Source organism: Pantoea wallisii (genome assembly GCF_002095485.1).
In the GTDB taxonomy this organism is placed as follows: Bacteria; Pseudomonadota; Gammaproteobacteria; order Enterobacterales; family Enterobacteriaceae; genus Pantoea; species Pantoea wallisii.
In genome coordinates this window covers 1-20,086 of the sequence record NZ_MLFS01000030.1, presented here as the reverse complement: position 1 = coordinate 20,086, position 20,086 = coordinate 1, and the positions used below count along the sequence as shown (strand labels likewise).

The 20,086-nt window shown below is 56.9% G+C and carries 13 protein-coding genes and 3 pseudogenes; 12 read left to right on the top strand and 4 right to left on the bottom strand.

Annotated elements, in window-relative coordinates:
- Positions 1–2 precede the first annotated feature (2 nt).
- The 10 genes and pseudogenes from nuoF (at position 3) to HA48_RS11990 (ending at position 12,084) form a co-directional block, all read left to right on the top strand.
- Positions 3–1,343 (top strand): NADH-quinone oxidoreductase subunit NuoF, encoded by a 1,341-nt coding sequence (gene nuoF, locus HA48_RS12035; protein WP_128601550.1) that lies wholly within the window; start codon positions 3–5, stop codon positions 1,341–1,343.
- A 101-nt stretch (positions 1,344–1,444) separates the two neighbouring features.
- On the top strand, positions 1,445–4,168 hold the full coding sequence (gene nuoG, locus HA48_RS12030) for an NADH-quinone oxidoreductase subunit NuoG (RefSeq protein ID WP_128601519.1): 2,724 nt from the start codon (positions 1,445–1,447) through the stop codon (positions 4,166–4,168).
- A pseudogene (gene nuoH, locus HA48_RS12025) lies at positions 4,165–5,141 on the top strand (NADH-quinone oxidoreductase subunit NuoH). The gene nuoG and the pseudogene nuoH overlap by 4 nt, the downstream one beginning before the upstream one ends.
- 11 nt (positions 5,142–5,152) lie before the next feature.
- The gene (gene nuoI, locus HA48_RS12020; protein WP_128601518.1) at positions 5,153–5,695 is read left to right on the top strand and encodes an NADH-quinone oxidoreductase subunit NuoI; all 543 of its coding nucleotides are present in this window, start codon (positions 5,153–5,155) and stop codon (positions 5,693–5,695) included.
- Between the two features lie 10 nt (positions 5,696–5,705).
- Positions 5,706–6,257 (top strand): NADH-quinone oxidoreductase subunit J, encoded by a 552-nt coding sequence (gene nuoJ, locus HA48_RS12015; RefSeq protein ID WP_128601517.1) that lies wholly within the window; start codon positions 5,706–5,708, stop codon positions 6,255–6,257.
- Entirely contained in the window at positions 6,254–6,556 is a 303-nt protein-coding gene (gene nuoK, locus HA48_RS12010; protein ID WP_013509877.1) for an NADH-quinone oxidoreductase subunit NuoK, read from the top strand. Before nuoJ ends, nuoK begins: the two co-directional genes overlap by 4 nt.
- On the top strand, positions 6,553–8,388 hold the full coding sequence (gene nuoL, locus HA48_RS12005; protein ID WP_128601516.1) for an NADH-quinone oxidoreductase subunit L: 1,836 nt from the start codon (positions 6,553–6,555) through the stop codon (positions 8,386–8,388). The genes nuoK and nuoL overlap by 4 nt, the downstream gene beginning before the upstream one ends.
- A gap of 84 nt (positions 8,389–8,472) precedes the next feature.
- A complete protein-coding gene (nuoM, locus tag HA48_RS12000; RefSeq protein ID WP_128601515.1) occupies positions 8,473–9,993 on the top strand; it encodes an NADH-quinone oxidoreductase subunit M in 1,521 nt (506 codons plus the stop codon).
- Between the two features lie 6 nt (positions 9,994–9,999).
- Positions 10,000–11,457: an NADH-quinone oxidoreductase subunit NuoN gene (nuoN, locus tag HA48_RS11995; protein WP_128601514.1), complete on the top strand. Its 1,458-nt coding sequence runs from the start codon at positions 10,000–10,002 to the stop codon at positions 11,455–11,457.
- A 174-nt stretch (positions 11,458–11,631) separates the two neighbouring features.
- Entirely contained in the window at positions 11,632–12,084 is a 453-nt protein-coding gene (locus tag HA48_RS11990; RefSeq protein ID WP_128601513.1) for a GNAT family N-acetyltransferase, read from the top strand.
- Positions 12,085–12,112: 28 nt separating this feature from the next.
- Here HA48_RS11990 and HA48_RS11985 read toward each other — a convergent pair.
- Positions 12,113–13,771 (bottom strand): annotated as a pseudogene (locus HA48_RS11985) (glucan biosynthesis protein D).
- Between the two features lie 286 nt (positions 13,772–14,057).
- On the opposite strand from HA48_RS11985, the gene elaB reads away from it, so the two are divergent.
- Positions 14,058–14,378, top strand: a complete 321-nt coding sequence (gene elaB / locus HA48_RS11980) for a stress response protein ElaB (protein WP_128601512.1) — start codon at positions 14,058–14,060, stop codon at positions 14,376–14,378.
- Between the two features lie 153 nt (positions 14,379–14,531).
- Complete coding sequence (locus tag HA48_RS11975) at positions 14,532–15,728, top strand: nicotinamide mononucleotide deamidase-related protein YfaY (protein ID WP_128601511.1); 1,197 nt, start codon at positions 14,532–14,534, stop codon at positions 15,726–15,728.
- A 62-nt stretch (positions 15,729–15,790) separates the two neighbouring features.
- Here HA48_RS11975 and yfaE read toward each other — a convergent pair whose 3' ends face one another.
- The 3 genes and pseudogenes from yfaE to nrdA all read right to left on the bottom strand — a co-directional run bounded on the left by yfaE (position 15,791) and on the right by nrdA (position 19,534).
- Positions 15,791–16,051 (bottom strand): class I ribonucleotide reductase maintenance protein YfaE, encoded by a 261-nt coding sequence (gene yfaE, locus HA48_RS11970; protein WP_128601510.1) that lies wholly within the window; start codon positions 16,049–16,051, stop codon positions 15,791–15,793.
- A 2-nt stretch (positions 16,052–16,053) separates the two neighbouring features.
- On the bottom strand, positions 16,054–17,184 hold the full coding sequence (gene nrdB, locus HA48_RS11965) for a class Ia ribonucleoside-diphosphate reductase subunit beta (protein ID WP_128601509.1): 1,131 nt from the start codon (positions 17,182–17,184) through the stop codon (positions 16,054–16,056).
- 65 nt (positions 17,185–17,249) lie between these two features.
- Positions 17,250–19,534, bottom strand: a pseudogene (nrdA, locus tag HA48_RS11960) (class 1a ribonucleoside-diphosphate reductase subunit alpha).
- Positions 19,535–20,086 lie beyond the last annotated feature (552 nt).

Genomic DNA, 20,086 nt, shown 5'->3' with positions numbered 1-20,086 from the left:
CCATTAAACAGATCATTCGTACTGCCGAAACCCATCCGCTGACCTGGCGTCTGCGTGATGACAAACAGCCGGTATGGATTGATGAATACCGCAGTAAAAACGGCTACGTCGGCGCGGAGAAAGCGCTGAACGGCATGAGTCAGGATGAGATCGTCGCCACGGTGAAAGACTCCGGTCTGAAGGGCCGCGGCGGTGCAGGCTTTAACACCGGCCTGAAGTGGAGCCTGATGCCCAAAGATGAATCCATGAACATCCGTTACCTGCTGTGTAACGCGGATGAAATGGAGCCGGGCACCTATAAAGACCGTTTGTTAATGGAGCAACTGCCGCACCAGCTGGTGGAAGGCATGCTGATCAGTGCGTTCGCGCTGAAAGCGTATCGCGGCTATATCTTCCTGCGCGGCGAGTATATCGAGGCGGCAGAGAATCTGCGCCGCGCGATTGCTGAAGCCACCGAGGCCGGTTTCATTGGCAAAAACATTCTGGGCACCGGTTTTGATTTTGAGCTGTTCGTGCACACCGGCGCGGGCCGTTATATCTGTGGTGAAGAGACTGCGCTGATCAACTCGCTGGAGGGGCGCCGCGCTAACCCGCGCTCCAAGCCGCCGTTCCCGGCCAGCGCCGGCGTCTGGGGCAAACCAACCTGCGTGAACAACGTAGAGACGTTGTCGAACGTACCGGCCATCTTCCTGAATGGCGTGGAGTGGTACAAGAACATCTCAAAGAGCGAAGATACCGGCACCAAAATGATGGGCTTCTCTGGCCGCGTCAACAACCCTGGCGTCTGGGAGCTGCCGTTCGGCATCACCGCACGTGAGATCCTTGAGGATTACGCCGGCGGTATGCGCGATGGCCTGAAATTCAAAGCCTGGCAGCCTGGCGGCGCCGGCACTGACTTCCTCACCGATCAGCACCTCGATCTGCCGATGGAGTTTGCCAGCATTGGTAAAGCCGGCAGTCGTTTAGGTACGGCTCTGGCGATGGCGGTGGATCACGAGATCAACATGGTTTCGCTGGTACGCAATCTCGAAGAGTTCTTTGCGCGCGAATCCTGCGGCTGGTGTACGCCTTGCCGTGATGGTCTGCCGTGGAGCGTGAAGATCCTGCGTGCGCTGGAGCAGAAAAAAGGGCAGCCGGGCGATATCGAAACCCTGCAGCAGCTCTGCCGTCAGCTTGGCCCGGGTAAAACCTTCTGCGCCCACGCACCGGGTGCCGTCGAGCCGCTGCAGAGCGCAATCAAATATTTCCGTGAAGAGTTTGAAGCCGGCATTGCGCCGCAGGTGTTTGGCAATACCCGCGCTATCAGCGGTATTCAGCCTAACCTGCTGAAAGCGCGCTGGTAAGCAGCCGTCGTAAACGGGATCGCCCGGGCTGATACGCCCTGGCCACAGAATTAGATGTTTAACGCTCGTCTGCGGACGAGCCTTACGGAAGCATGTTCACTATGGCTACAATCCATGTAGACGGTAAAGAATATGATGTGAACGGAGCGGACAACCTGCTGCAGGCGTGTCTCTCTCTGGGCCTTGATATTCCTTATTTTTGCTGGCATCCGGCGCTGGGAAGCGTGGGAGCCTGCCGCCAGTGCGCGGTGAAGCAATTCCAGAATGCCGAAGATACCCGCGGTCGCCTTGTCATGTCCTGCATGACGCCGGCGTCGGACGGCACCTTTATCTCCATCGACGATGGCGAAGCGAAAGAGTTTCGTGAAAGCGTGGTGGAGTGGCTGATGACCAACCACCCGCACGACTGCCCGGTGTGCGAAGAGGGCGGCAACTGTCATCTGCAGGATATGACGGTGATGACGGGCCACAGCTTCCGTCGCTACCGTTTTACCAAACGTACTCATCAGAATCAGGACCTCGGCCCGTTCATCTCCCATGAGATGAACCGCTGTATCGCCTGCTATCGCTGCGTGCGTTACTACAAAGATTACGCGGATGGCAAAGACCTCGGCGTATACGGCGCGCACGACAACGTCTACTTTGGCCGCCCGGAAGATGGCACGCTGGAGAGCGAGTTCTCCGGAAACCTGGTCGAGATCTGCCCGACCGGCGTGTTCACCGATAAAACTCACTCAGAACGCTATAACCGTAAATGGGATATGCAGTTCGCGCCAAGCATCTGCCAGCAGTGCAGCGTCGGCTGTAACACCAGCCCGGGTGAGCGCTATGGCGAGCTGCGTCGCATCGAAAACCGCTATAACGGTACGGTAAACCACTACTTCCTGTGTGACCGTGGCCGCTTTGGTTATGGCTACGTTAACCGTAAAGATCGTCCGCGCCATCCGGAACAGCTGCGCGGCAACGATCGCATTACCCTGAACGCGGAGCAGGCGGTTAATGCTGCTGCCGATATCCTGCGTCAGGCGAAAAGAGTGATCGGCATTGGTTCACCTCGCGCCAGCATCGAGAGCAACTTTGCGCTGCGCGAACTGGTTGGCGCAGAGAACTTCTCTACCGGCATGCCAGCCGGTGAGCAGGCGCGCGTTGAGCTGATGCTGAAAGTGCTGCAGGAGGGCGGTATCTATACGCCATCACTGCGCGAAATTGAGAGCTACGATGCGGTGCTGGTACTGGGTGAAGATCTCACGCAGGTTGGCGCACGCGTGGCACTGTCGGTTCGCCAGGCGGTAAAAGGCAAAGCACGCGAAATGGCGGCGGCGCAAAAAGTCGCTGACTGGCAGATTGCCGCCATCCTGAACATCGGCCAACATGCGAAGCATCCGCTGTTTGTCACCAACGTGGATGAAACCCGTCTGGATGATATCGCCGCGTGGAGCTATCGCGCGCCGGTAGAAGATCAGGCGCGTCTCGGCTTTGCTATCGCCAATGCGCTGGATGAAACGGCACCGGTTGTTACCGGTTTAGACCGCAGCCTGAGTAGCAAGCTGGATGTGGTGGTTCAGGCTCTGGCCGGGGCGAAAAAGCCACTGATTATTTCAGGCACGCACTCTGGCAGCACCGCCATGATTGAAGCCGCCGCCAACGTGGCGAAAGCGCTGAAAGCGCGCGGCGCCGATGTCGGCATCACGCTGCTGGCCGGCGCGGCGAACAGCATGGGCCTTGGCCTGATCGGCGGTCACTCGCTGGACAGCGCGCTGGAGCAGCTGGATAAAGGTGAAGCGGATGCACTGGTGGTGCTGGAGAACGATCTCTACCGCCACGCGCCGAAAGCCACGGTAGATGCGGCGTTACACAATACCGCACACGTGATTGTGGTTGATCATCAGCGTACCGCCACGCTGGAGAAGGCCGGGCTGGTGCTCTCAACCGCCAGCTTTGCTGAGAGCGACGGTACCTCAATTAACCACGAAGGTCGCGCGCAGCGCTTCTTCCAGGTTTACGATCCCGCTTACTACGATAACAGCATAGTGATGCTGGAGAGCTGGCGCTGGCTGCACTCGCTGCACAGCACGCTGCAGAGCCGTCACATTGACTGGACGCAGCTCGATCATGTGATTGATGCAACCATTGAGGCGCTGCCGCAGCTGAAAGGCATTAAAGATGCGGCGCCGGATGCCAGCTTCCGTATTCGCGGACAAAAACTGGCGCGTTCACCGCATCGTGCCAGCGGCCGTACCGCTGCACGTGCCAATATCAGCGTGCACGAGCCGCGTCAGCCGCAGGATAAAGACACCATGTTTGCCTTCTCGATGGAAGGGAACAACCAGCCTGGCGCACCGCGTTCGCAGATTCCGTTTGCCTGGGCTCCAGGCTGGAACTCCCCGCAGGCGTGGAACAAATTCCAGGACGAAGTGGGTGGCAAACTGCGTAACGGCGATCCGGGCGTACGCCTGTTTGAAGCCGGTGAGGGCTCGTTGCCATGGTTCACCACCGTGCCGGAAAGCTTCACCGAAGGCAGCCAGTGGCGTGTCGCACCTTACTACCAGCTGTTTGGTAGTGAAGAGATGACTCAGCGTTCACCGACCTTCCAGAAACGTATGGCGCCAGCGATGCTGGTAATCAACCCGGCTGACGCCGAGAAGCTGGGCGTCAATAATGGCGCCTCCGTGGAGCTGGTATGTGCGGGTGAGACCCTGCGTCTGCCGGTGCGCTTCTCTGCCTCGCTGCAGGCAGGGCAGGTGGGCTTACCGCTGGGCATGCCGGGCGTGCCGCCGTTCCTCTCGGGTGCGCACATTGACAAACTGCAGGAGGCTGCGCAATGAGCTGGCTGACACCGGACGTTATCGACATCATTCTCCAGGTCGTTAAAGCGATTGTGATCCTGCTGGTGGTGGTGGCTTGTGGTGCCTTCATGAGTTTTGCTGAGCGTCGTCTGCTCGGCTTGTGGCAGAACCGCTATGGTCCAAACCGCGTTGGCTGGGGCGGCTCGCTGCAGCTGGCTGCGGATATGATCAAAATGTTCTTTAAAGAGGACTGGGTTCCGCCGTTTACCGATCGCTTCATCTTTACCCTGGCGCCGGTTATCGCGTTCGTTTCGCTGCTGCTGGCGTTTGCGATTGTGCCGGTTTCGCCGAGCTGGATGGTAACCGACCTGAACATCGGTCTGCTGTTCTTCCTGATGATGGCGGGTCTTGCCGTTTATGCAGTGCTGTTCGCCGGCTGGTCGAGTAACAACAAATACTCGCTGCTGGGTGCAATGCGTGCATCGGCGCAGACCCTGAGCTACGAGGTGTTCCTTGGGCTCTCCCTGATGGGCGTGGTGGCGCAGGCGGGTTCATTCAACCTGAACGCCATCGTCGAAAACCAGGCGCATCTGTGGAACATCATCCGCAGTTCTTTGGCTTTGTGACCTTCTGTATCGCGGGTGTGGCGGTGTGTCACCGTCATCCGTTTGACCAGCCGGAAGCGGAACAGGAGCTGGCCGACGGTTACCACATCGAATATGCCGGTATGAAATTCGGCCTGTTCTTTGTCGGTGAATATGTGGCTATCACCACCGTGTCAGCGCTGATTGTGACGCTGTTCTTCGGTGGCTGGCACGGGCCGTTCCTGCCGCCATTCATCTGGTTCGCCCTGAAAACGGCGTTCTTTATGGTGATGTTTATCCTGATTCGTGCTGCGCTGCCGCGTCCACGTTATGACCAGGTGCTGTCGTTCGGCTGGAAAGTTTGCCTGCCGCTGACGTTATTGAACCTGCTGGCAACTGCCGCAGTGATTCTGTACAGCGCGCAGTAAGGGGTTTTGAGATGACTTTAAAAGATATTGTCGTTGGCTTCGGCACGACAGTGCGCAGTATCTGGATGATAGGCATGCACGCCTTCGCCAAACGCGAAACCCAGATGTACCCGGAAGAGCCGGTCTATCTGCCGCCGCGCTACCGTGGCCGCATCGTGCTGACGCGCGATCCGGACGGCGAAGAGCGCTGTGTAGCCTGTAACCTGTGTGCGGTAGCCTGCCCGGTGGGCTGTATTTCGCTGCAAAAAGCGGAGATGCAGGATGGCCGCTGGTATCCGGAATTTTTCCGTATCAACTTCTCACGCTGCATCTTCTGCGGCCTGTGCGAAGAGGCCTGTCCTACCACGGCGATTCAGCTGACCCCGGATTTCGAACTGGGTGAATTCAAGCGTCAGGATCTGGTGTACGAGAAAGAGGACCTGCTGATTTCCGGTCCGGGTAAATACCCGGAGTACAACTTCTATCGCATGGCAGGTATGGCGATCGACGGGAAAGAGAAGGGCGACGCGGAAAACGAAGCCAAGCCGATCGACGTCAAAGGCTTGTTACCTTAAGGAGCCAGGTATGGAATTTGCGTTTTATCTTTGCGGACTGGTGGCGGTGCTGACGACATTGCGCGTCATCACCCACACCAATCCGGTACATGCGCTGCTGTACCTGATTGTGTCGCTGCTGGCGATTGCCGGCGTGTTCTTCTCCATGGGCGCCTATTTCGCCGGTGCGCTGGAGATCATCGTTTATGCCGGCGCCATTATGGTGCTGTTCGTGTTCGTGGTCATGATGCTGAACCTGGGTAAAACCCAGCAGGATCAGGAGCGCGAATGGCTGAAGCCGTCGCTGTGGATTGGTCCGGGCATCGTCTCGCTGCTGCTGCTGGTGGTCATGATCTATGCCATCACCACAGCCACCGATCAGGGCATCGACGGTACCGTGATTGATGCGAAAGCGGTCGGAATTAGCCTGTTTGGTCCTTATGTTCTGGCGGTTGAGCTGGCGTCAATGCTGCTGCTGGCCGGACTGGTAGTGGCCTTCCACATCGGACGCGATGAGCGTCAGGGTGAGGTGCTGAGCAACCGCGTGACGGATGCGGAAGCGAATAAGGAGGAGCGCGCATGATCCCGTTACAACATGGCCTGATTCTGGCTGCCGTGCTGTTTGTTCTTGGCCTGACCTCGCTGGTGCTGCGCCGTAACCTGCTGTTTATGCTGATTGGTCTGGAGATCATGATCAATGCCGCCGCGCTGGCGCTGGTGGTGGCAGGCAGCTATTGGGGACAAGCCGATGGCCAGGTGATGTACATTCTGGCGATTAGCCTTGCGGCGGCCGAAGCCAGTATTGGCCTGGCGCTGCTGCTCCAGCTCTATCGTCGTCGTCAGACGCTGAACATTGACACAGTGAGCGAGATGCGCGGATGAATCTTCTCTATTTAACTGTCTTATTTCCGCTGATTGGCTTTTTGCTATTAGCGTTTTCCCGTGGCCGCTGGTCGGAGAACCTGTCGGCAGCGATCGGCATGGGTTCAGTGGGCCTGGCAGCGCTGACCACGGTATTTGTGGGCATGGACTTCTTCAGTCAGGGCCAGCAGCCGTTTACCCAAGCGCTCTGGACCTGGATGCACGTGGGCAACTTTGATATCAAAGTGAACCTGGTGCTGGACGGTCTGTCGCTGACTATGCTGTCGGTGGTAACCGGCGTCGGCTTCTTCATCCACATGTTCGCGTCCTGGTACATGCGCGGTGAAGAGGGCTATTCGCGCTTCTTCGCTTACACCAACCTGTTCATCGCGAGCATGGTGGTGCTGGTGCTGGCGGATAACCTGATGCTGATGTACCTCGGCTGGGAAGGCGTGGGCCTCTGCTCCTACCTGCTGATCGGTTTCTACTACAGCAATCCGGAAAACGGTAAAGCCGCGATGAAAGCGTTCATCATCACCCGCGTGGGTGATGTGTTCCTCGCTTTCGCGCTGTTCATCCTCTACAACGAACTGGGCACGCTGAACTTCCGCGAGCTGATGGAGCTGGCGCCTGCGCACTTTGCGGCGGACAACCACATGCTGCAGTGGGCAACCCTGATGCTGTTGGGCGGCGCCGTGGGCAAATCGGCGCAGCTGCCGTTGCAGACCTGGCTGGCAGACGCCATGGCCGGTCCGACCCCGGTTTCGGCACTGATTCACGCCGCGACCATGGTAACCGCCGGCGTCTATCTGATCGCCCGTACGCACGGCCTGTTCCTGCTGACGCCGGAAGTGCTGCATCTGGTCGGGATTGTCGGTGCGATTACGCTGGTGCTGGCTGGTTTTGCCGCGCTGGTACAGACCGACATCAAACGCGTGCTGGCCTACTCCACCATGAGCCAGATTGGCTACATGTTCCTGGCGCTGGGCGTACAGGCGTGGGATGCCGCTATTTTCCACCTGATGACGCATGCCTTCTTTAAAGCGCTGCTGTTCCTCTCTTCCGGTTCGGTGATTCTGGCCTGCCATCATGAGCAGAACATCTTTAAGATGGGCGGCCTGCGCAAAAGTATTCCGCTGGTCTATGTCTGCTTCCTGGTGGGCGGCGCGGCGCTGGCGGCACTGCCGCTGATTACCGCAGGTTTCTACAGTAAGGATGAGATCCTGTTTGGTGCGCTGGCCAATGGTCACGTCAATCTGATGGTTGCCGGTTTGGTAGGGGCGTTCCTGACCTCAATCTACACCTTCCGCATGATCTTCATCGTGTTCCACGGCGAAGAGAAAATTCATGCGCACGCCGGCAAAGGCATTACTCACCATCTGCCGCTGATTGTGCTGCTGGTGCTCTCAACCTTCATTGGTGCGCTGATTACGCCACCGCTGGCAGGCGTACTGCCGCAGGGTGAATTGGGTGAAGAGGGCAAAGTGGCGCTGGAGATCACCTCGGGCGTGGTCGCGATTCTCGGTATTCTGATCGCCGCCGCACTGTGGCTGGGCAAACGTCAGCTGGTTACCCGCGTGGCGAACAGCGCACCGGGCCGATTCTTCGGTACCTGGTGGTTCGCGGCCTGGGGCTTCGACTGGCTGTACGACAAGGTGTTTGTTAAACCTTACCTTGGCATTGCCTGGCTGCTGCAGCGCGATCCGCTCAACTCCCTGATGAACACTCCTGCGCTGCTGTCGCGCATCGGGAATAAAGGTCTGGTGATGAGTGAGAACGGTTATCTGCGCTGGTATGTGGCGTCAATGAGCGTGGGTGCTGTCGTGGTGCTGGCGCTGATACTGGTAATCTAAAGATTGATGAGCGGGGCGGGTTCGCTCGCCCAATTAGAATGTCAAAAATTGCCTGAAGTAAGGCAATAAAAAGGGAAGTACGCCGTGTTATTACCTTGGCTAATAATCATCCCCTTCGTCGGGGGTCTGCTTTGCTGGCTGGCAGAGCGCCTCGGTGCGAAAGTGCCGCGCTGGATCGCATTGATCACCATGGGCCTGACGCTGGCGCTTGGCCTGCAGCTCTGGCTGCAGGGCGGTTACTCACTGACGCAGGCTGCAGGTATTCCGCAGTGGCAATCCAGTTTCTCCGTACCATGGATTCCGCGCTTTGGCATCAACTTCCATCTGGCCATCGACGGTCTGTCGCTGCTGATGGTGGTGCTGACCGGTCTGCTCGGTCTGATGGCGGTACTCTGCTCCTGGAACGAGATCGAGAAGTATCAGGGCTTCTTCCACCTGAACCTGATGTGGATCCTCGGCGGCGTTATTGGCGTGTTCCTCGCCATCGATATGTTCCTGTTCTTCTTCTTCTGGGAGATGATGCTGGTGCCGATGTACTTCCTCATCGCACTGTGGGGGCACAAGGCATCGGACGGTAAGACGCGTATCACCGCGGCCACCAAGTTCTTCATTTATACCCAGGCATCTGGTCTGGTGATGCTGATTGCGATTCTGGCGCTGGTGTTTGTGCACTATAACGCGACTGGCGTCTGGACCTTCAGCTATGAACAGCTACTGAAGACACCCATGTCGCATACGGTAGAGTATCTGCTGATGCTCGGCTTCTTCATCGCCTTCGCCGTGAAAATGCCGGTAGTGCCGCTGCACGGCTGGCTGCCGGATGCGCACAGTCAGGCGCCAACCGCCGGTTCCGTGGACCTTGCGGGTATTCTGTTGAAAACCGCCGCTTACGGCCTGCTGCGTTTCAGCCTGCCGCTGTTCCCGAATGCTTCAGCAGAGTTCGCGCCCATTGCGATGTGGCTGGGTATCATCGGTATCTTCTACGGCGCGTGGATGGCGTTCTCGCAGTACGATATCAAGCGTCTGATTGCCTATACCTCGATTTCGCACATGGGCTTCGTGCTGATTGCTATCTACACCGGCAGCCAGCTGGCGTTCCAGGGCGCGGTTATCCAGATGATTGCGCACGGTCTGTCGGCCGCCGCGCTGTTCATTCTGTGTGGTCAGCTGTATGAGCGTCTGCATACTCGTGATATGCGTCAGATGGGCGGCCTGTGGTCGCGTATTAAGTGGATTCCGGGTCTGTCGCTGTTCTTTGCTGTTGCGAACCTGGGTATGCCGGGCACCGGTAACTTTGTTGGTGAGTTTATGATTCTGACCGGCAGCTTCCAGGTGGTACCGGTGATTATCGTGATCGCGACCTTCGGCCTGGTGTTTGCCTCGGTCTACTCACTGATCATGATGCAGCGCGCTTACTACGGCGAGGCAAAATCAAAAGAGCCGCTGGCTGGAATGTCGCCGCGCGAATTCCTGACCATCGGTGTACTGGTCGTGCTGCTGGTGCTGCTGGGGATCTATCCACAGCCAATCCTCGACACGTCCCATGCTGCGATGAGCAATATTCAGCAGTGGTTTACCGCTTCAATTTCAACTACAAGGCCGTAATTCGCCATGACAATAACTCCTCAACAATTGATCGCGTTGCTACCGCTGTTGATCGTCGGATTGACGGTGGTGGTTGTGATGCTGTCCATTGCGTGGCGACGCAACCACTTTGTTAATGCCACGCTGACAGTGATCGGACTCAACCTTGCACTGTTTTCACTGTGGTTTGTAGGCCAGGTGGGCGCCATGGATGTCACGCCGCTGCTGCGCGTGGATGGCTATTCGATGTTCTATACCGCGCTGGTGATACTGGCCAGTCTGGCGACCTGTACCTTTGCTTATCCGTGGCTGGCCGGCTATCCGGACAACAAAGATGAGTTCTACCTGCTGGTGCTGATTGCGGCGCTGGGCGGTATCGTGCTGGCGAGCGCCAATCACCTGGCGGCGCTGTTTATCGGTATTGAGCTGCTGTCGCTGCCGCTGTTTGGCCTGATCGGCTACGCCTTCCGCCAGAAACGCTCGCTGGAAGCGGCACTGAAGTACATGATTCTGTCGGCCGCCGCGTCGTCATTCCTGATCTTCGGTATTGCGCTGGTGTATGCGGACTCCGGCAGCCTGAGCTTCGTGCAACTGGGCAAAAGCCTGAATGACAGCATGCTGCAGCAGCCACTGCTGCTGGTGGGCCTGGGCATGATGATCATCGGCCTCGGCTTTAAGCTCTCGCTGGTACCGTTCCATCTCTGGACGCCGGACGTCTATCAGGGTGCGCCGGCGCCGGTGTCGACCTTCCTCGCCACCGCCAGCAAAATTGCCATCTTTGGCGTCATCATGCGTCTGTTCATGTACGCGCCAGTGACCGACAGTGAAGCCGTGCGCACCGTACTGGGTGCGATCGCCTTCGTATCGATCCTGTTCGGTAACCTGATGGCAATTTCGCAGAGCAATATCAAGCGTCTGCTCGGTTACTCCTCCATCGCACACCTCGGCTATCTGCTGGTGGCGCTGATTGCGGTGAAAACCCATCAGCTGTCGCTGGAGACGGCGGGCGTCTACCTGGCGGGTTATCTGTTCAGCAGCCTGGGTGCGTTCGGTGTTGTCAGCCTGATGTCCAGCCCGTATCGCGGTCCGGATGCCGATTCACTTTACTCTTACCGTGGTCTGTTCTGGCATCGCCCGATTCTGTCAGCGGTAATGACGGTGATGATGCTGTCGCTGGCCGGTATCCCGATGACGCTTGGCTTTATCGGCAAGTTCTACGTGATCGCGACCGGCGTGAATGCGCATCTGTGGTGGCTGACGGGCGCAGTGGTGGTAGGCAGTGCCATTGGCCTCTACTACTATTTGCGCGTTACGGTGAGCCTCTACCTCAGCCCGCCAGAGCTGCATACGCGTGATACGCCGGCTAACTGGGCATTTACCGCCGGGGGCGTTGTGGTGCTGATCTCCGCCATCCTGGTGCTGCTGCTGGGTGTCTATCCGCAGCCGCTTATCCAGCTGGTACAGCTGGCACAGCCGCTGATGTAAGCGGACCACGCTGAATAAATCAGGCCTGCGGGCCTGATTTTTTTTGCCTGAAATATGAGATTCCGATCACACTGCGTCCGCCCGGCGCGGCCTGCCTCGGGTGGTTCACTGCGTTAGGCCCGCAAGCTGTGGTACGCTCAGCGGATCATTTTTTCGCTCAGACAAGGAAGCACGATGGATATGCAATGGCTTGATTGCCACCACAGTGAACTGAGCGCTCAGCAACTTCACACCGTGCTGGCGCTGCGTAATCGGGTATTTATCGTGGAACAAAACTGCCCTTATCAGGATATCGACGGGCAGGATCTGGCTGCGGACAACCGTCATATTCTGGGATTTCTTGATGGCAAACTGCTGGCTTATGCGCGGATACTGACGCCGGCCCTGGCGTCTTCACCGGTCACCATTGGCCGGGTAATCGTGTCGGAAGAGGCGCGCGGCCTGAAACTGGGGTATCGGCTGATGGAGCAGGCGCTTAACAGCTGTGAGCGGCACTGGCCGCAGCGTGCACTGTACCTTTCAGCCCAGGCGCATCTGGAGGGGTTCTACGCGCGTCTCGGCTTCAAAGCAGTGACGGAGGTCTATATGGAAGACGATATTCCGCACATCGGCATGCAGAGAGCATAACGGCGGGGAGTGCGCCCCGCCGTTTGCATCAGGCCGGCGTCATCTGCCGGTCGTCGTTGTATTTGCGCTGATCGGGCGGCGGCGGGAAGTACTGATACAGCCAGGTTTCGCTGAGCGTTTCATCTTTGGTGCGCAGGAAGAGGCGCATTTCAACCGGTTTAGTTGAATCACTGTCCGGGTACCAGTCAAACAGAATACGGTAACCGTTGATAGGCTCGACATAGAGAATCTCAACCTGCTTAAAGGTGCCGGCCGATACGGTGATAACCGGTTCGATACCTTTCGGTGCTGCTGCTTTCAGGTCGCCATCAATGAAGTCGATAGCAAAACGGCGGCACCAGGTATCCGGGAAGTGTTCGCCCGGTGCCCAGCCTTCCGGGAACCCTCCGATACCGGTGCGCGTTGCATCAACGCGCGCCAGGTCGCTGCGTACCGGTGGCAGCTGGCTCCAGTAAAGTTTGTACTGGAAGCTAAACTCGCTGCCGGCTTTGACCGGCTCTGCCGGCTGCCAGAAGCAGACGATATTATCCAGCGTCTCCCCGGTCGTCGGGATCTCCATCAGGTTGATGGCGCCTTTACCCCATTTGCCTACCGGCTCAACCCACAGGCTCGGACGTTTGTCATACCAGCCAATCACATCCTGATAATCTTTAAAGTCGTGATTGAGCTGGAGCAGACCAAAGCCGCGCGGGTTCTCATCCTCATAAGCATTAAACTGCAGGCGCTGCGGGTTGTTCAGCGGACGGGCGATCCACTCGCCTTTGCCGCTCCACATCGCCAGGCGATCGGAGTCATGAATCTGCGGATGATAGGTATTGCACATGCGACGTTCGTTGGTGCCGCAGCTGAACATGCTGGTCATCGGTGCGATGCCAAGCTGGCGAATCTCATTGCGCGCGAACAGGTGGTTATCCACCTCCATCACCACGCGTTTCTCTTCGCAGTGAACGGTAAATTTGTAGGCGCCGGTGACACTGGCACCATCCAGCAGCGCATAGACCACAAAGGTTGTGTCATCCGCTTTCGGGGTTTCAAACCAGAAGGCGGTAAAGTCCGGAAACTCCTCTTTGCCGTTGCTGAAGGTGTTGATCGCCACACCACGGGCAGAGAGACCGTACTGATAAGTTTCATCCACCGCGCGGAAGTAGCTGGCGCCGAGGAAAGAGACGATGTCGCGGCGTGCCAGCTCTGGCTTTTTGAAGGCGCGGAAGCCGGCGAAGCCAGATCGGTCTTCCCGACCAGCTGCTGCGTATCGACGTTAGCGTTGTGATAGTTAAACAGTTCCGGGCGGAAGTGGATTTCACGCGCTTCGCGGCTGGCGGCATCGACTGAGAACATGCGGATGCGGCGCTTAAAGCCCATCCCGACGTGGAAAAACTGCACATCCAGCTCGCGGTCGGCAATGTTATTCCACAGCGAGTGGTTGGCGTCGTACTGGATTTCGTTATAAGCCTGCGGTGTTAGCGTCGCCAGCGTATCGGGCAGAGGGCCGGGTGCGCCGCCCCAGGGCTGTTTTGCCAGTGCAGCGGCTTTTTTTCTTCAGCTCCGCGAAATCGAACCGCACTGCGTTACCGTCGGCGATGCCATCTTCAGCCCAGGCGGATTGCGCAAACAGCGAGGAGAGCCCGGTCATACCGCTGACGGCAGAGAGGGCCATGGACGCTTTCATAAATTTTCTACGATTCATGCCGGAAATCTTTTCCTTAGCTGCTCGGGTGTATTGAGTCTGTCGCCAGACGTTTAGCGTCAGGTTACAGAGGGTTACGACAGTGGTGAAAATAAAAAATTCAGTCTGCTGAAAATTTATCAGATTAATCAAATAAACGAAGCAGAATTGCGCGCGCAACGCGGGGAATGACATAACTTTGCAGTCAACGCGCCAAAAGATAGACATTGCCTGGCACCATCCCCGCAAACTGCCGATTTATGACTATAGTTAATCGACACCGAGTTCAAACATGGAGGATTTACCTATGTCATCTTCAGACCAATTTGAGAACCGTTTTGAAACCCGCCTTGATGATGATCTGGCGCTGCTGACTGAAACGCTGGAGGAGGTGCTGCGCGCCTCGGGCGATCCGGCCGATCAGAAATATATCGAACTCAAGCTAAAAGCCGAGCAGGCGCTGGAAGATGTGAAAAATCGTGTGAGCAACGCTTCTGACAGCTACTACTACCGTGCGAAGCAGGCTGCGTATCGTGCTGACGACTACGTGCATGAAAAACCGTGGCAGGGGATCGGCATCGGTGCTGCTGCGGGTCTGTTTGTTGGATTACTGCTGGCTCGTCGTTAATCTCTGCGGGCGCGGGACTCCTCGCGCCCGATCTCCGTATTTTCCCGCCTCTGCTTTACTCAATTGTTTCAAATCCTTGTTTTGCATCGACAGTGATTGTGTTTCGCCCGCACGCTTCCTACAGTAAAGCGACAGGCAAAAGGAGAACGCAACGTGATACGTGTAGAAATGCTCGCCACAGGCGATGAAGTGTTACATGGGCAGATTGTTGATACCAATGCAGCATGGCTGGCGGATGTGCTGTTTCAGCATGGTTTGCCGATGACCAGCCGTACCACCGTGGGCGATGCGATGTCGTCGCTGGTAGAAGCGTTGCAAACACGCAGCCAGATTGCTGATGTTTTGATTGTGAACGGCGGCCTCGGGCCAACCAGTGACGATCTCAGCGCGCAGGCTGCCGCGCAGGTCAGTGGTACGCAGCTGGTGCTCCAGCAGGCGTGGCTGGAGAAGATGGAGGCGTGGTTCGCCAGCCGCGGACGCGTTATGGCGGCCAGCAATCGCAAGCAGGCAGAGATCCCGGCTAATGCGGAGCTTATTGATAACCCCGTTGGCACCGCCTGCGGCTTTGCGCTGCAGCTTAACCGCTGCTGGATCTTCTTTACGCCGGGCGTACCGTCCGAGTTTAAGGTCATGGTGGAGCAGCAGATCATTCCGCGTCTGAAAGCGCGTTTTGAACTGCCCGAACCGCCGCTGTGTTTACGGCTCACCACTTTTGGACGTGGCGAGAGTGATATCGCCGCTGAACTGGAGCCGCTGCCCCTGCCGGAGGGCGTCGTGATGGGCTATCGCTCATCCATGCCGATTATTGAGATCAAACTTACCGGCCCGGCCGGCCAGCGCGTGGCGATGGAGCAGGTGTGGCAGCAGGTAAAACTGTTGCTGGCGGAGTGCACCATCTTTGAAGGATTTGAAGGGTTACCGGGCGTACTGGCGCGTGAACTGCAGCAGCGCGGTTTCCGTCTGGCGATCAGCGAGCAGTACACCGCCGGCCTGCTGCACTGGCAGTTAGCGGCAGCTGATGTCCCGCTCAGCGCGGCGGAGATCCTGCCCGCCCACGCGGAGAGCCTGGAAGCCCAGGTCACGCGTACGCGCGATTTCGCTGCACGCCAGGGCACGGTGCTGGCGCTGTCGGTGGGCAACCTGGAGGAGGGTGAAGTGTCAATCGCACTGCACACGCCGGAAGCCAGCTGGGGTCAGCGAGTCAAATTCACGCACGGACGTCACAACCTCGAAACGCGGCAAAAAGTGGTGGCGATGATGGCGATGAACATGCTGCGTCGTTGGTTACATGGCAGCGAAGTGAGTACCGGACACGGCTGGATTGATGTGCTGGAGACGGTGAAAAACTAGTGATGTTGCAGGGTGCGTATAACGGCGCACCCTGCAGGGCTTCATTCATGGCGACCCGAACTTTACAGCTCGATCTCAATCTCCCCTCTGGCCTTACAGCAGCAGGGCAGAATTTCACCCTGCTGAATAAACGCCAGCGGCGTTTCCGCGTAATCCACTTCGCCTTTCAGCAGGCGCATGCGGCATGAACCGCAGTAGCCCTCGCGACACTGAAATTCTACGCACAGATTATGCGCTTCCAGCGTTGTCAGCAGATTAGGGTGATCGTCTGCGCACTCCAGCCGGGAGCCGGAGCTGCGCAGAATCACAACGGAACGGCTCATGCTTACAGCTGGAAGTCGTTGAAGTCGTCTTCGCCCACTTCGGAGTCAATCTGACCCACCAGGTAGGAGCTCACTTCCACTTCCTGCGGCGCAACCTGCACGTTATCCGATACCAGCCACGAGTTGATCCATGGAATCGGGTTAGAGCGGGTCTGGAACGGCAGGTCAAGGCCGACAGCCTGCATGCGGATATTGGTGATGTACTCAATGTACTGGCACAGAATGTCTTTATTCAGGCCGATCATCGAGCCGCCGCTGAACAGGTACTCTGCCCACTCTTTCTCCTGCTCGGCTGCTTTCTTAAACAGGTCGTAACACTCTTCACGGCACTCTGCAGCGATCTCTTTCATCTCCGGATCGTCTTCACCGCTGCGCATCAGGTTCAGCATATGCTGGGTGCCGGTCAGGTGCAGCGCTTCGTCACGGGCGATCAGGCGGATGATTTTAGCATTGCCCTCCATCAGCTCGCGCTCGGCGAAAGCGAAGGAGCAGGCGAAGCTGACGTAGAAGCGAATCGCTTCCAGCGCGTTCACGCTCATCAGGCAGATGTAGAGCTGCTTTTTCAGCGCGCGCAGGCTCACGGTAACGCTTTTTCCCGCCACCTGATGCGTGCCTTCACCCAGCAGATGCCAGTAGTTAGTCATCTCAATCAGGTCATCGTAGTACTTCGAGATATCCTGAGCACGCGCCAGAATCTGCTCGTTGGTAACGATGTCATCGAACACCAGCGCCGGATCGTTCACGATGTTACGGATGATGTGGGTGTAGGAGCGCGAGTGGATGGTTTCCGAAAACGCCCAGGTCTCAATCCAGGTCTCCAGCTCAGGGATAGAGATCAGCGGCAGCAGCGCCACGTTAGGGCTACGGCCCTGGATGGAGTCCAGCAGTGTCTGGTATTTGAGGTTGCTGATAAAGATGTGCTTCTCATGTTCCGGCAGCGCCTGGTAGTCGATACGGTCGCGTGATACATCGACCTCTTCCGGACGCCAGAAGAAGGAGAGCTGCTTCTCAATCAGCTTTTCAAAGATGTCATATTTCTGCTGGTCGAAACGCGCAACGTTGACGGACTGGCCGAAGAACATCGGTTCTAACAGCTGATCGTTTTTGTTCTGCGAAAATGTGGTGTAAGCCATGGCTAAGTCCAAAAGTGATGAGGGCCGACCAATGCCGGCCCTGACAAGATAGAGCGTCTGACGGATTAAATCTTACAGGCGCCGCTTTCGCAGCCATCGTCCTGAATTGACGGGGCCAGATCGTCCTGTGCATCTTCCGCACCGTCACGGGTGTTTTGGTAGTACAGGGTTTTCACGCCAAACTTATAGGCGGTCAGCAGATCTTTCAGCAGCTGCTTCATCGGCACTTTGCCATTTGCAAAACGGCCCGGATCGTAGTTGGTATTGGACGAAATGGCCTGGTCGATGAATTTCTGCATCACGCCAACCAGCTGCAGATAACCATCATTGGACGGCATCTCCCACAGCAGTTCGTACTGATCTTTCAGGCGCTCATACTCCGGCACCACCTGGCGCAGAATTCCGTCTTTCGACGCTTTAATACTGATGTGACCGCGCGGTGGCTCAATACCGTTGGTGGCGTTGGAGATCTGCGAAGAGGTCTCCGACGGCATCAGCGCAGAGAGCGTTGAGTTACGCAGACCGTGAGTGGTAATGGACTCACGCAGACCTTCCCAGTCCAGATGCAGCGGCTCGTTGCACACCGCATCCAGATCCTTCTTATAGGTATCGATCGGCAGAATGCCCTGCGAATAGGTGGTCTCTTTAAACCACGGGCAGGCACCTTGCTCTTTTGCCAGCTCGTTAGAGGCTTTCAGCAGATAGAACTGAATGGCTTCAAACGTTTTGTGCGTCAGATTGTTGGCGCTGCCGTCAGAGTAACGCACACCGTGTTTCGCCAGGTAGTAAGCGTAGTTAATAACGCCAATACCGAGGGTACGACGACCCATCGCGCCACGTTTTGCCGCCGGAATCGGGTAGTCCTGGTAGTCGAGCAGCGCATCAAGCGCACGCACGGCCAGGGTTGCCAGCTCTTCCAGATCGTCAAGGCTATTGATTGCGCCAAGGTTGAATGCTGACAGCGTACACAGCGCGATTTCGCCGCTTTCGTCGTTGACGTCTTCCAGCGGTTTGGTCGGCAGGGCGATCTCCAGGCACAGGTTAGACTGGCGCACTGGCGCAATGCTCGGGTCAAACGGGCTATGGGTGTTGCAGTGATCGACGTTCTGAATATAGATACGGCCGGTAGAGGCACGCTCCTGCATCATCAGTGAGAACAGATCGACCGCTTTCACGCGCTGTTTGCGGATGCTGTCGTCTTTCTCATATTTGGTGTACAGGCGCTCGAACTCATCCTGATCGGCAAAGAACGCATCGTACAGGCCTGGCACGTCAGACGGCTGAACAGAGTGATATCCTCGCCTTTCAGCAGACGGGTATACATCAGCTTGTTGATCTGCACGCCGTAGTCCATATGACGTACGCGGTTGCCCTCAACGCCACGGTTGTTCTTCAGTACCAGCAGGCTCTCAACTTCCAGATGCCACATCGGGTAGAACAGGGTGGCCGCACCGCCGCGAACACCGCCCTGCGAGCAGGATTTTACCGCTGTCTGGAAGTGCTTATAGAACGGAATACAGCCGGTGTGGAACGCTTCGCCGCCGCGAATCGGGCTGCCCAGCGCACGAATGCGGCCAGCGTTGATGCCGATACCGGCACGCTGGGATACATATTTTACGATGGCGCTGGACGTAGCGTTGATGGAATCCAGGCTGTCACCGCACTCAATCAGAACGCAAGAGCTGAACTGACGGGTTGGGGTACGCACGCCAGACATGATTGGCGTTGGCAGCGAGATCTTGAAGGTGGAGATCGCATCGTAGAAGCGCTTGATGTAATCCATACGGGTATCGCGCGGATAGCCGGAGAACAGGCAGGCTGCCACCAGGATATACAGGAACTGGGCGCTCTCATAGATCTCACCGCTGACGCGGTTCTGCACCAGATATTTACCTTCCAGCTGTTTGACGGCAGCGTAAGAGAAGTTCATGTCGCGCCAGTGGTCGATAAAGCCGTCCATCTGCTCGAACTCTTCCGTGCTGTAATCTTCCAGCAGGTGGCGATCATACTTGCCCAGCTCAACCATTTTCACTACCTGATCGTACAGCTTTGGCGGCTCAAACTGGCCGTAAGCTTTTTTACGCAGGTGGAAGATAGCCAGGCGTGCCGCCAGGTACTGGTAATCCGGCGCATCACGGGAGATCAGGTCTGCCGCAGCCTTGATGATGGTCTCGTGAATGTCCGAGGTTTTGATTCCATCGTAGAACTGAATGTGCGAACGCAACTCAACCTGTGACACAGAGACATTGTTCAGCCCTTCAGCTGCCCAGTCCAGCACCCGGTGAATCTTATCGAGATCAATGCGCTCCTGGCGGCCATTGCGTTTCGTAACGAGCAGACTTTGGTTCATGTCGCGTGTTTACCTGTCCATGAAATACAAAATTATCCCCCAACTATTCACAAGGCCTATGCACAAGCCGCTCTTGTGAGTAAGCCTGTGGATAAACACTATATATAGGGGGTGCGGGAAGTTTGAACAACAATATGGTGAGTATTCTAGTCAGCAATCTCTTCTTCACAAGAGTTGATTTTCACGAAAAATTGCGCCCTGGAGGGTGAAGAAAATCCTGGATCCGCACGCCGCAAGGCCTGCACCTGGTGTCAACGGAAAAGAGGTTTTTTTTGCATTTATGATCGAGCGCGTATTTATTGCTCAACCACTCCGGTTCAGGAATTTTCTGAGACGAAAAAAGCCGGGCAAGCTCGTTCGCAGCGAACTTATCTGGCGCTGTTTATGAATTTTTTGTGTATATGAAGGCGGCTGGCGGCCCTGCGGGTCGCCACTCCAAAAAGCGAAACAGTTGGGTGTTCAAAACAGCCACGCCGAAAGGTGGAACAGTTGAGTGTTCAGAAACAGCCTCGCCGATGCACAAGGGAAGCAGGGCGGGTGAGGTAAGCCGGA